Below are 12,247 nucleotides of genomic sequence, written 5' to 3'. Positions count from 1 at the left end.
GCCGGAGCGCCCGAAACGCATTTTTACAGCGTAGTCCAACATTATAGCCCTTTGCGGCGTGGGGCTTTGGCGGCGTGCCGGGCGTCCTTCATGCGTCCGATCCGCCGTTTGAGGACGGCTTTCTTTTGCGTGCGGACGGCTTTTGCGAGCCTTGACGCGACGTTCGCGTGCCGCCGGGCAGCTGCGGCAGGCCAAGCTGCGCTTCCAGTTCGCCCGTCACACGGGCGAAGCGTTCGGCGAGGAAATCCAGCAGCACGCGCACGCGCGGCGCCATGAAGCGGTTGCGGTGATACAACGCGTGCAGCGGCGCATCGGGATAGCGCCAGTCCGGCAGCAGCACGCGCAGGCCGTCGCTTTTCAGGTCGGCTTCGACATCCCACATCGATTTGATCACGATGCCGTAGCCGCGCAGCGCCCATTCGCGGGCGACGGCGCCGTCGTTGGTTTCGCGCGCCGATTCGAGCGGAATCGTGTACGTAACGATTTCGTCGCCGCGCGTGAAGCGCCATTCGTTGACGGGGCCTGACGCGGTGCCGAGCACGATGCAGTCGAAGCGCGCCAGATCGAGCGGATCTTTCGGCTCGCCGTGCCGCGCGATGTATTCGGGCGACGCGCACAGCACGCGCGGATTCGGCGCGAGCCGGCGCGCGACCAGCGAGCTGTCCTGCGGCACGCCGAAGCGAATGGCGAGGTCGATGTCTTCCTGCACCAGATTCTGTAGCGAGTCGGACAGCGTCAGCGCGAAGGTGACATCCGGGTAAAGCGCGTTGAACTCGTCGAGCCAGTGCATCAGCAGATTGCGGCCGAAGTCCGACGTCGCGGAGATGCGCACCTTGCCGCGCACGGCGTTCTGGCCTTCCTGCAACGCGGCTTCCGCGTCGTCGAGCGCGCGCAGCGCCTGCTGGCAGCAGCTCAGGTAAAGCCGGCCTTCGTCGGTGAGACGCAGTTGACGCGTCGTGCGCTCGAACAGCCGCGCTTTCAGCCCGCCTTCGAGCTTCGCAAGACGCGCGCTGGCGGCTGCGGGCGTGAGACCGAGCTTGCGGCCCGCCGCCGACAGGCTGCCCAGTTGCGCCGCTTCGACGAAGAGGCGGATGTCACCCAGATTGTCGGTCATTATCCAGCGCTATTTGAAAATCCTTCAAATGGTACGCCAATTATCAAATTGTCGACGTGCGCGGACAATCCGATCCTGACAACGCGTTATCCGCGTTTACCCGGAGCCACATCATGCATCTCGACCACGCGACCATCGTCACCCCTGATCTCGACGCCACCCGACGGTTTTTCGTCGACGTCGCCGGGCTGACCGAAGGCGCGCGGCCGCCGTTTGCGGTCGGCGGTTACTGGCTGTGTGCAGACGGCCGCCCCGTCATCCACCTCGTCGACTCGACGCTGCCGTATCAAACGGACCGCACGAGCCCGCGCATCGACCACATCGCGTTCCGTCTCGACGATGCGCAAGCGTGGCAGGCGCTGCTCGCGCGGCTGGAGGCGGCGGGCGTCGCGTATCAGACCGCCGATGTGCCGCTTTCGGGTGAAGTGCAACTGTTCGTCGCACTGGCGTCGTCCGTTGTCGTCGAGTTCGTGACGGCCGCGCGCAACGCCGGTCGCGCGTCCTTCTGAATCGTCTTCTGGAGCTTCTCATGCCCATCCCCTTGCTTGCGCTCGCGATCAGCGCATTCGCCATCGGCACGACCGAGTTCGTCATCATGGGCCTGCTGCCCGAAGTGGCGAAGGATCTCGCCGTTTCGCTGCCGTCGGCAGGTTTGCTCGTCAGCGGCTATGCGCTCGGCGTGGCCGTCGGCGCGCCGCTGCTCGCCGTCGTCACCAGCAAGATGCCGCGCAAGCTCGCGCTGCAACTGCTGATGGGCGTGTTCATCGTCGGCAACGTGCTGTGCGCGATCGCATCGGACTATTCGGTGCTGATGGTCGCGCGCGTCGTGACCTCGTTCGCGCACGGCTCGTTCTTCGGCATCGGTGCGGTGGTCGCCGCGTCGCTCGTACCGCAGGAAAAGCGTGCAAGCGCGATTGCGCTGATGTTCACCGGCCTCACGCTGGCGAACGTGCTCGGCGTGCCGTTCGGCACGTTCATCGGCCAGCAGTTCGGCTGGCGCGTCGCGTTCTGGATCGTCGCTGGGTTCGGCGTGCTGTCGCTCGCGGGCGTCACCGCGCTCGTGCCGAACCGGCACGACACGGGACCGGCCGGTCTCGGTCACGAAGTGCGCGTGCTGAAGGAACCGAAAGTCTGGCTCGCGCTGGCGATGACGGTGCTCGGCTTCGGCGGCGTGTTCGTCGTGTTCACCTACATCGCGCCGATTCTCGAACAGGTGAGCGGCTTCACGCCGCACGGTGTCACGTTGATCCTCGTGCTGTTCGGCGTGGGTTTGACGGTTGGCAATACGGTGGGCGGCAAGCTCGCGGACCGTTCGCTGATGCCGTCGCTGATGGGCATCCTGATCGCGCTCGCCGTCGTGATGGCCGTGTTTGCGCACACCAGCCACTCGCAGATCGCGGCGGCCGTCACGGTGTTCATCTGGGGCATCGCTGCGTTTGCGACGGTGCCGCCGCTGCAGATGCGTGTGGTCGAGAAGGCGAAGGCTGCGCCGAATCTCGCGTCGACGCTCAACATCGGCGCGTTCAATGTCGGCAACGCGGGCGGCGCCTGGCTCGGCGGTCTCGCGATCAGCCACGGTTACGGGCTCGACGCGCTGCCGTACGTGGCGGCCGTGGTCGCGCTGGCTGCACTGGCTCTGACGTGGATCGCCGCGCGGATGGATGCGCCCGCTGCCGTCGCGACGCGGGACGTGCGCGAGCGGGCCTGAGTCGCGCGTAGCCGCGAAGTGTTCCCGATGCTCATGCTTTGCGAAGCGTGGGCATCGGCCTTTTGATCCGATGCGGATGGGCGCGCGCCGCGTGCTGAACGCATCGCACGTCGGTGCATAAGAGTCCTCTGCGATCGTGATAACAGTGTGAAGATAACTTCGTTGGGCACAGGAAAACCGGGTGCTAGTCTTGCCTGCACTAGTGCTTGCTCCGCACTGATGCGGAGCTTCTGGAGGCAATCATGCAGTCACCGCTTGCGCTCGTACGCGACCGCGCGCCCGAAGGTCACGACGCGGCCCACGCTCACGACGAACCGCGTACATCCGAATTCGATGCGCTCGAACACCGCGTCGGCGTGAATCTGGCGCGGCTGCGCGCCGAGCGTCAGTTGTCGCTCGATGCGTTGGCTCGCGCGTCGGGCGTGTCGCGCGCGATGCTCGCGCAGATCGAATCGGCGCGCAGCGTGCCGTCGATCAAGGTGCTGTGCAAGGTCGCGGCGGCGTTGAAGGTGTCGGTCGCCGCGTTCCTGCGCCGGCATGCCGTCAACGGCTTCGAGCATTTGCCGGCCGATCGCTCGGCGCGTGTAGTCACGTCGAACGGCCGTTACTGGACGCGCGCGCTGCATCCCGACGGCGAGCCGTCGACCGCGGAGTTTCACGAGCTGCGCATCGCGCCGCTGCACACCGAGCCGGGCACGCAACGCGCGCCGGGTACGACCGTGAATCTCGTCGTCAGCGTGGGGACGATCGAAGTCAGCGTGCACGATCGTCGGCAGTTGCTCGCGACGGGCGATTCGATCGTGTTCGACGCCGACCAGCCGCACAGCCTGCGCAATCCCGGCGACACGGAAGCGCGCGCGTTTCGCGTGACGGTGAACGCGGAAACGCCGCCGCGCTGGGACGTGCCGCACGAGACGCCGCATGAAACGCCCCATGATGCGCAGCTTGCGCACGCGCATACGGAAGGATGAAACACGTCTCACGCGCGGGCTGCACGTCGCGCGAGGTTGTTGTATGCTCTGCGAACCGGATCGTTCCGGTAATCAGTACGTCTTCAGGGCGGGGTGAAATTCCCCACCGGCGGTATGCAGGCGGCGCGCATCATGGCGCGCGAGTCTGCGAGCCCGCGAGCGCCTGCGTCGCAGTTCGGGATGCAGGGTCAGCAGATCTGGTGAGATGCCGGAGCCGACGGTTAGAGTCCGGATGGAAGAAGATGTGCAGATAGTCATCTGACTGTTCCTGTCGACGGGGACGGGCGCGTTATTGGCGCGTTGTCCTCGTTTCATGCGAGAAGGTGGCCGTCGTGCTGCTCATTGCGAGCGGCGCGCGTGGTCTGTCCGTTTGTCGCATGGCAGCCGTTGCGGCTGGAGGAACGCGTTTGTCTGTTTGCAATGCCCTGAAACGTTTTTCGCCCACACTCTTGCGAGGAGCGTTTCACATGTCCGTTGTATCCAACTCTGCTGCATTTGCCTGGCCTGCACCGTCCGTCGTCGCGGAGGATGCCGTTGCCGATCTCCCGTTGCTTGCCACCGAACCTGTTCCGCCGCGCATTGCTGCCGCGCTCGACGCTTTGCGCGAAGGCCGTGCCGTCGTGCTTCAGGACGATCACGATCGCGAGAACGAAGCCGACCTGATCATGTCCGCCGAACGGATGAGCGTCGAGATGATGGCGCTGTTCATTCGCGAGTGCAGCGGCATCGTGTGTCTGTGCCTGACCGACGAGAGGGTACGCGCGCTCGAATTGCCGCCGATGACGGCTCACAACGAAAGCCGCAACACGACGGCGTTCACGGTATCGATTGAAGCACGCGAGGGCGTGTCGACAGGCGTGTCCGCTGCGGACCGGCTGACGACGATTCGCGCCGCGATCGCGGATCGTGCGAAGCCTGCCGATATCGTGCGGCCTGGTCATGTGTATCCGTTGCGGGCGATGCCTGGCGGCGTGCTGGCGCGGCGCGGGCATACGGAAGGGACCGTCGATCTCGTGACGTTGGCGGGGCTGAAGCCCGCCGGTGTGTTGTGTGAGTTGATGAATGTCGATGGAACGATGATGCGGGGCGCCGATGTTGAGGCGTTCGCCGCCAGGCATGATATGCCGATGCTGACCATTGCCGAGCTTGTCGAGTTTCGGCGCTCGCTTGCGCTTGCGCGGGAGGCATGTGTCGAGGTTTGAGTTTGTTTGTCTGCGACGCAGTCGTCATTCTTTGGTTTTTCGCTGGCATCCGCGTTGTGTCTCTGGTTCGCTAGCGTTGCCCCTGTGCGGGGCGGCACCTACTTTTCTTTGCAGCGGCAAAGAAAAGTAGGCAAAAGAAAGCCGCTCACACCGCTAGCTCTTGTGCTTGCCCGCGGGCCCCCGACGGGTCCCGCACTCCACGCGGCAACACACTGTCTCACGCGCGTTGCCAGCGTGCTACCTCACGCATCACACGCTTCACACTCCCGCGTCACGGGCCGCGTTACCAGGCGTTCGCGGCCGCCCAGGTGGCAAACTGTGTGTAGGCCGTCGCGATGGAAGTGCACCACTCCGGACTGAAAAGCGGGATCGGTGTCGTAGAAGCGCGAACGCATATGGTGCGACAAGCTACACACAGTTTGCCACCTGGGCGGCGCAGACGAGTCGCTGCCGCTGGCTGCCTGCGGGTGATTGGAGTGGGTGATGCGCCGGTTCGAGGCGCTGGCAACGGGCGCAAAACACAGTGTCGCCGTGTGAAGTGCGGGACCCGTCGGGGGCCCGCAGGCAATCACTAGTGCTGGCGGTGTGAGCCCGCTTTCTTTGCTTACTTTCTTTGCGGCGGCAAAGAAAGTAAGTGCCGCCCCGCACAGGGGCAACGCCAGCAAACCAGAAGCAAAACGCGGATGCCAGCGAAAGCACAGAGCAAAAAACTAAAAGGCGAAAAACGCGCCGAGAAGGCAAGAACGGCGGCTGCGTCGCAGACAAGAAAAAACTATGACTGCACGCCTCCAAACTCCCCTCGAAGTCCCGCCTCAACAAACGCATGCAACTCATCCATGTGCTGCATGATCCGAGTAATGCCCATACTGCGAAGCACATCGGCATAGCCATCAGGAATATGGCTGGCGCCAACAAAAGCAATCGTCATCATGCCCGCCGCGCGAGCGGCATTCAAACCCGAAACGCTGTCCTCGACAACCACACACCGCGAGGGCTCGACACCCAACTGCTGCGCAGCAAACAGATAAACATCAGGATAAGGCTTAGGCCGCGCGACCTGTTCCGCGCTAAAAACACGCGGCCCAAAAATCTCGGCGAGCCCCGCGCGTCGTACCGACGCGCTCACCCGTGTCATCCGGCTGTTCGATACGACAGCCGCCGGCAGCGGCACCCGCTGCAACGCATCGCGCACGCCGCTGATCGCGGATAGCGAGGACGCCAGCTCCGCTTCGACATTCGCCTCGACGGTCTGCAAGAAGTCAGCGGGCAGTTCGATGCCGAATGCCTTTTCGACGCTCTCCAGAAAGCGCGAAGTCTGCTGACCAAACGCGGTCTTGCAGATCTCGTGGAAATCGAGCGCGGGAAACGTGGAGGCGAGCGTGTCGTGCATCACGCGGTCGGCGATGACTTCGCTGTCGACGAGCACACCGTCACAGTCGCAAATGAGATGGTCGATCATGCGGAAAACAGAAGGAAAGCGCCGCCCGAACGAACCAGCGCGCGGGCATGAATGCAGGCAATACGGCAAGCCGAAAGCGCCATGATACGTGCTTTGCGACCCGCCGCGCCGGATCAGGCTTGCGTCGAATCAGGGTGCGTCGGCCCACGCTTTCGCCGCGCGGATCGCGCGCTGCCAGCCGTCGAGACACGCCTTCGCCTGGTCGGCGGGCATCGACGGCGAGAAACGGTGTTCGAGCTTCCACTGGTTCTGCAATTCGTCGATGTCTTTCCAGTAGCCCGTCGCCAGCCCCGCGAGATACGCAGCGCCGAGCGCCGTCGTTTCGCTGACCTGAGGGCGCACGGCGTCGACACCGAGTATGTCGGCCTGGAACTGCATCAGCAGATTGTTCGCGCACGCGCCGCCATCCACGCGCAGTTCGTTGATGTGGATGCCCGAGTCGGCTTCCATTGCCTTCAGAACATCCACCGATTGATAGGCGATCGAATCCAGCGCCGCGCGGGCGATGTGCGCCGACGTCGTGCCGCGCGTGACGCCGAACAGCGTGCCGCGTGCGCGCGCGTTCCAGTGCGGTGCGCCGAGGCCCGCGAATGCCGGCACGAGATACACGCCGTCGCAATGCTCGACGCCGCGTGCAAGCGTCTCGACCTCCGACGCGCTGCGGATGATGCCCAACCCGTCGCGCAGCCACTGCACCACGGCGCCCGCGATGAAGATGCTGCCTTCGAGCGCGTAATTGACCTGGTCGCCGATCTGCCACGCGATCGTCGTGACGAGATTGTTCTTCGATTCGATCGGCTTCGTGCCTGTGTTCATCACGAGGAAGCAGCCGGTGCCGTAAGTGTTCTTCACCATGCCCGAACGCGTGCACATCTGGCCAAACAGTGCCGCGTGCTGATCGCCCGCGATGCCCGCGAGCGGAATCTTCGATGCGAACACGGTCGTCTTCGTCGGTCCATACACTTCCGACGACGGGCGCACTTCGGGCAGCATGCTGCGCGGGATGTCGAGCGCGTCGAGCAACTCGTCGTCCCATTGCAGCGTGTGAATGTTGAAGAGCATCGTGCGTGACGCGTTGGTCACGTCGGTGATATGCAGTTCGTGCTTGGTGAAATTCCACACGAGCCAGCTGTCGACCGTGCCGAACGCGAGCTTGCCTTGCTTCGCCTTTTCGCGCGCGCCGTCGACGTTGTCCAGGATCCAGCGGATCTTCGTTGCGGAGAAGTACGAATCGATCGGCAAGCCGGTCTTCGCACGCACCTTGTCTTCGAGCCCCTGCGCCTTCAGCTTGTCGCAGAAGTCCGCCGTGCGGCGGTCCTGCCAGACGATCGCGTTATAGATGGGATGACCCGTTTCGCGGTCCCAGACGATCGTCGTCTCACGCTGGTTCGTGATGCCGATCGCGGCGATCGACGTGCCGTTCAGTCCGGCATGCGTGACGGCTTCGGCCGCGACGCCCGCCTGCGTCGCCCAGATTTCCAGCGGGTCGTGTTCGACCCAGCCCGGATGCGGATAGATCTGCCTGAACTCTTTTTGCGCAACCGAGACGACATTGCCCTTGCGATCGAACAGCATCGCGCGCGAACTCGTGGTGCCCTGGTCTAGCGCCAGGATGTACTGATCCTGCATCGTCTCTTCTCCATGCGTTTTTGTCGGACCGGCGCGGCGGGGCGCTCGGGTCTCGCGAAAAATTCAGTGCCTGCGCGGATTGTTGCATGCGCGGCAGCGCGGTGGAATCGCCGCGCGCTGCTGCATGCCGGTCGTGTCCTCGCTTTGAGCCGAAAGGCTCAGGCGTGCTGCTTAGACGTTGCGCGGGCGAGCCACGCGTCGATGTCACGCGTGACGTTGTCGAGCGTGCCGGGCTCGACGTGCAGGCCGAGCTTCGAGCGGCGCCACAGCACGTCGCGCGCCGTCGTCGCCCATTCCGATTCGCGCAGATAGCGCAACTCCGCTTCATACAGGCCGGGCGCGAACTGCTGACCGAGATCGGCGAGCGAACGTGCATCGCCGATCACGCGTTCGGCTCGCGTGCCGTAAGCGCGCGCGTAGCGGCGCGCGAGCACAGCTGGAAGCCATGCGTGCTGCTGCGCGAACTGGGCAGCGAAGCGCTCGAAGTCGGCACGCGCGATGTCGCCGCCCGGCAGCGGCACACCCGCTGTCCATGCCGGTTTGTCGTGCTGCAGGGCGCGCGCGAGATCGTCGACGGCTTCTTCCGCGAGCTTGCGAAACGTCGTGATCTTGCCGCCGAATACCGACAACAGCGGGGCTTCGCCCGCCGGTGCGTCGAGTTCGAGACGGTAGTCGCGCGTCACGGCGGAAGGGTTGTCCGCGTTCTCGTCTTCGAGCAGCGGGCGCACGCCCGAATACGTCCAGTACACATCGCGCGGTGCGATGTGCTGCTTGAAATAGCGGTTGATCGAATCGCACAGATACTGCGTTTCGGATGCATCGATTGCGACCTTCGACGGATCGCCCTTGTATTCGAGGTCCGTCGTGCCGATCAGCGTGAAGTCGCGTTCATACGGAATCGCGAAGATGATGCGCTTGTCCGGGTTCTGGAAGATGTATGCATGATCGTGCTCGAACAGTCGACGCACGACGATATGGCTGCCCTTCACGAGCCGCACGCTGTAGTTCGTCTCGCGTCCGCGCGAAAGCGGGCCGCGCAGCAGTTCGCCGACCCACGGCCCGGCAGCATTCGCGATCGAACGCGCGCGCACGGTCTTCGTGGAGCCGTCGGCGCGCTGCAGCTGCGCATGCCATTCGCCATTCACGCGCGTCGCGCCGACCAGCTTCGTGCGCGTAAGGATGGTCGCGCCGTGTTCCTGGGCATCGAGTGCGTTCAGCACGACGAGGCGTGCGTCATCGACCCAGCCGTCCGAATAGACGAAGCCGCGTTTGATCGAATCGACGAGGGGCTGGCCAGCCGGATGCCTGCGCATGTCGATGCCGCGCGAGCCCGGCAGCAGCTCGCGACGCGCGAGATGGTCGTAGAGAAAGAGGCCGGCGCGAATCAGCCAGGCCGGCCGCAGATCGGGCATGTGCGGCATCACGAAGCGCAGCGGCCACATGATGTGCGGCGCCGCGCGCAGCAGCGTCTCGCGCTCCTGCAGTGCCTTGCGTACCAGACCGAACTCGCGATATTCCAGGTAGCGAAGGCCGCCATGTATCAGTTTGGTGCTGGCCGACGACGTATGCGCCGCCAGATCGTCCTGTTCGCACAGGAGCACGGAGAGACCGCGGCCCGCCGCGTCGCGCGCGATGCCCGCGCCGTTGATGCCGCCACCAACGACGAGCAGGTCATAAATGGAATCTTGCGTCACCCGGAATGCCCCTGAGGGAGGAAAAAATGGGGTTGATGTGAAAACGTAATGTTCGTTTTCGAAACTTTAATGAACATATTCGAAAAAGTAAAGTTCGACTTGCCGCACATCCGTGCGCGATTTTGCACCCGGTTGGTACTCTGTTGGCACGAATGCGGCGCTCGGCCGATACTTCCTGAAACCAGCCGGCTTGCGGCGATACGAGGTGAATTTCATGCGTGGACTCTGGATGACGGGCGCGCCGGCGCTGGCGCTCGCGGCGGCGCTGACGGGATGCGTCAGCACGCCGAGCCTGAACGGAACGATGGGCGCGCCGTCGTTCGCGGATTTGCAGGCGATGTGCGGAAGCCAGCCCGTCGACTACGGCAACGACGCCCAGTCCGTCTATGTGACCCTATTTGACGCGTATGTCGCGAACAAGCGTGGCGGCTTATCGAAAGCGGATTACTGCGCTTTCCAGACGGCGCTCGCGCAGCGCTACGCGGCGCAAGGCGCGAGTACGGATCCGGAGGCACGCCGTCAGTGGGTGGAGTTCTTCAACACGCAGCGCGTGAAGGCGATGAGCTGGCGCGCGGCAGTCGATCCGACGCTGCGCTCGGGCTGAGCGCCCAGATCCAACGCACGGGCGCGCTCACAGGCGCGCCGTTCAGTCGCGGCGGAGTAGGTGTGAAAACATAAGGACGGTCAGGCGGGCAGTTCCGCGTGACCGTCCAGGCGTCCGTATGCTCGCGTGTCCGTTGCAGGCACGCTCACGGCTGCGGTGATGACAGGCAAACGTGTAAGGCGCGATATCGATTGCCGTCAGGAAAAGCGCTTGATAGCCCGGAGAGCCGTATCGCCGGATTCCGTGATGCGCCATTGCTGCAAGCCCGACGCGAGTTTTTCGAGCTCTACGAGCTGCCGTTCGAGCAGTGCGTCAAGCTCTTCGCGTTCCATGTCGACCTGATTAGGGGCGTCCTTGACGAGCAACAACGTGGCGAATTCATGCGGACTCAGCATCGTTTCTCTCCATGTCAAGCGTACTCGGGTTGCCATTGCGTCAGCCGACGGCCCTGCCGGCAGACGGAGGATCCAGAGGCCGGTGATAGCCGTGGATCAGGCCTGAAGTTTTGCTCTCTTCGCCCCGCGTCCAGCGCACATCGCTCAGTCCAAAGACGTTTAAGGACGTTGGGGAACTGGAGTGTAGTCAATCGCAGCCGGAAGTCCAAATCGTCCCCCGTAAATTTTCCCGTTGACAGCGATGCGCACGAGAGGCGGTCCGGCGCACGCGGCAAATCCTTGATTTCACTGGAGGATTGGCGTGCGGTGCAACATGGCGGAAACGGGCTTGCGGCCCCGGATGGCCAACCGGGGCGAATGCCGCGTGGGCGCTGGTCGAGCCGTTACTCGGCGATATAGACCTGGGTGCCCGAAGTCGCCAGCGTTTCCGCCATGTCGGGCGGCGGCGGCGCATCGGTAAAAAGGGAATCGATCTGGTTCAGGTGGCCCTGGCGCACGAGCGCCGGGCGGCCGAATTTGGAGTGGTCGGCGGCAAGGAAGACGGTGCGCGAATGTTCGATGATCGCTTCGGCGACGCGCACTTCGCGTGTGTCGAAGTCACGCAGCGTGCCGTCCGTTTCGATGCTCGACGTGCCGATGATCGCGAAGTCGACCTTGAACTGACGAATGAAGTCGATCGCCAGTTCGCCGACGATGCCCTTGTCCCACGGACGCACGATGCCGCCCGTCACCAGCACCTCGCAATCCGGGTAGCCGCTCATCATGCTGGCGACGTTCAGATTGTTCGTGATCACGCGTAACCCGCGATGGCGGTTGAGCGCACGCGCGACTTCTTCCGTCGTCGTGCCGAGGTTGATGAAAAGGGAAGCCTGATCGGGAATGTGTGTCGCGACGAGCGCCGCGATGCGCCGCTTCTCGTCATGGAACATGCGTTGGCGCGCGCTGTACGAGACGTTCTCGGAGCTGGTCGGCAGGCTCGCGCCGCCGTGGTAGCGACGCAGCAGGTTCATGTCGGCGAGCCAGTTGACGTCGCGGCGGATGGTCTGCGGCGTCACGTCGAAGTGCGCGGCGAGATCGTCGACCGTAACGAAGCCGTCGCGTTGCACCCACTCCAGCAATTCCTGTTGACGTGCGTTCAGCGTGAGGCGGGGGTCTCGTGTCATGGTGTTTTTGTGAGCGCCGCGCCGGAAGCGGGCGAAGGTTGGCTTGGCCGTATTGTAAGACCTTCGTTGCCTTCGCCGCCGCCCGTCGTGGGCGCCGGATTTTTTCGCGTGTTTGAATGTCGATCGAAAGGCAATGTCAGTGAGGCTTCAGGTTCGCGAAGGTGTTCGAAATATCGAATCGAAATCAGATGTAATGCGTCTTTGTGCATTCGCACGATCAATCAACGTTTGCGCGGAACTGCGCGGATACGGCATGGTCTGTGCTGTGTTATCTGCGAATTTGCAGAGCAACGGCTAAGATGAAGATA

General features: G+C 63.7%; 11 protein-coding genes and 1 riboswitch. Of the genes, 5 read left to right on the top strand and 6 right to left on the bottom strand.

The window, feature by feature from the left end:
• Window positions 1-88 precede the first annotated feature (88 nt).
• Window positions 89-1,114, bottom strand: coding sequence for a LysR family transcriptional regulator (locus G3N95_RS14380; RefSeq protein WP_205970725.1), 1,026 nt, complete (start codon window positions 1,112-1,114; stop codon window positions 89-91).
• Window positions 1,115-1,227: 113 nt separating this feature from the next.
• On the opposite strand from G3N95_RS14380, the gene G3N95_RS14375 reads away from it, so the two are divergent.
• The 4 genes from G3N95_RS14375 to ribB all read left to right on the top strand — a co-directional run bounded on the left by G3N95_RS14375 (window position 1,228) and on the right by ribB (window position 4,995).
• Window positions 1,228-1,623 (top strand): VOC family protein, encoded by a 396-nt coding sequence (locus tag G3N95_RS14375; protein WP_205970723.1) that lies wholly within the window; start codon window positions 1,228-1,230, stop codon window positions 1,621-1,623.
• 20 nt (window positions 1,624-1,643) lie between these two features.
• Window positions 1,644-2,822: an MFS transporter gene (locus G3N95_RS14370; protein ID WP_205970722.1), complete on the top strand. Its 1,179-nt coding sequence runs from the start codon at window positions 1,644-1,646 to the stop codon at window positions 2,820-2,822.
• A 242-nt stretch (window positions 2,823-3,064) separates the two neighbouring features.
• Window positions 3,065-3,793, top strand: a complete 729-nt coding sequence (locus G3N95_RS14365) for an XRE family transcriptional regulator (RefSeq protein ID WP_205970721.1) — start codon at window positions 3,065-3,067, stop codon at window positions 3,791-3,793.
• A gap of 75 nt (window positions 3,794-3,868) precedes the next feature.
• Window positions 3,869-4,041: riboswitch (FMN riboswitch) on the top strand.
• A 219-nt stretch (window positions 4,042-4,260) separates the two neighbouring features.
• Window positions 4,261-4,995: a 3,4-dihydroxy-2-butanone-4-phosphate synthase gene (gene ribB, locus G3N95_RS14360; RefSeq protein WP_205970720.1), complete on the top strand. Its 735-nt coding sequence runs from the start codon at window positions 4,261-4,263 to the stop codon at window positions 4,993-4,995.
• Between the two features lie 772 nt (window positions 4,996-5,767).
• On the opposite strand, the gene G3N95_RS14355 is transcribed toward ribB, so the two are convergent.
• The 3 genes from G3N95_RS14355 to glpD form a co-directional block, all read right to left on the bottom strand.
• The gene (locus tag G3N95_RS14355; RefSeq protein WP_205970719.1) at window positions 5,768-6,454 is read right to left on the bottom strand and encodes an HAD family hydrolase; all 687 of its coding nucleotides are present in this window, start codon (window positions 6,452-6,454) and stop codon (window positions 5,768-5,770) included.
• Between the two features lie 129 nt (window positions 6,455-6,583).
• Complete coding sequence (gene glpK / locus G3N95_RS14350; RefSeq protein WP_205970718.1) at window positions 6,584-8,083, bottom strand: glycerol kinase GlpK; 1,500 nt, start codon at window positions 8,081-8,083, stop codon at window positions 6,584-6,586.
• Between the two features lie 158 nt (window positions 8,084-8,241).
• The gene (glpD, locus tag G3N95_RS14345) at window positions 8,242-9,777 is read right to left on the bottom strand and encodes a glycerol-3-phosphate dehydrogenase (protein WP_205970717.1); all 1,536 of its coding nucleotides are present in this window, start codon (window positions 9,775-9,777) and stop codon (window positions 8,242-8,244) included.
• Window positions 9,778-9,991: 214 nt separating this feature from the next.
• Here glpD and G3N95_RS14340 point away from each other — a divergent pair, with 214 nt between their 5' ends.
• Window positions 9,992-10,381: a hypothetical protein gene (locus tag G3N95_RS14340; protein ID WP_205970715.1), complete on the top strand. Its 390-nt coding sequence runs from the start codon at window positions 9,992-9,994 to the stop codon at window positions 10,379-10,381.
• Between the two features lie 197 nt (window positions 10,382-10,578).
• Here G3N95_RS14340 and G3N95_RS14335 read toward each other — a convergent pair whose 3' ends face one another.
• Window positions 10,579-10,776, bottom strand: a complete 198-nt coding sequence (locus tag G3N95_RS14335) for a hypothetical protein (protein ID WP_012399841.1) — start codon at window positions 10,774-10,776, stop codon at window positions 10,579-10,581.
• Window positions 10,777-11,159: 383 nt separating this feature from the next.
• Window positions 11,160-11,939, bottom strand: coding sequence for a DeoR/GlpR family DNA-binding transcription regulator (locus G3N95_RS14330; protein ID WP_205970713.1), 780 nt, complete (start codon window positions 11,937-11,939; stop codon window positions 11,160-11,162).
• Window positions 11,940-12,247: the final 308 nt, after the last annotated feature.

This window comes from Paraburkholderia sp. Tr-20389 (assembly GCF_017104565.1).
Lineage (GTDB): Bacteria > Pseudomonadota > Gammaproteobacteria > Burkholderiales > Burkholderiaceae > Paraburkholderia.
Note: the sequence above shows the minus strand (reverse complement) of the source record. Positions and strands in the feature narration are given on the sequence as shown.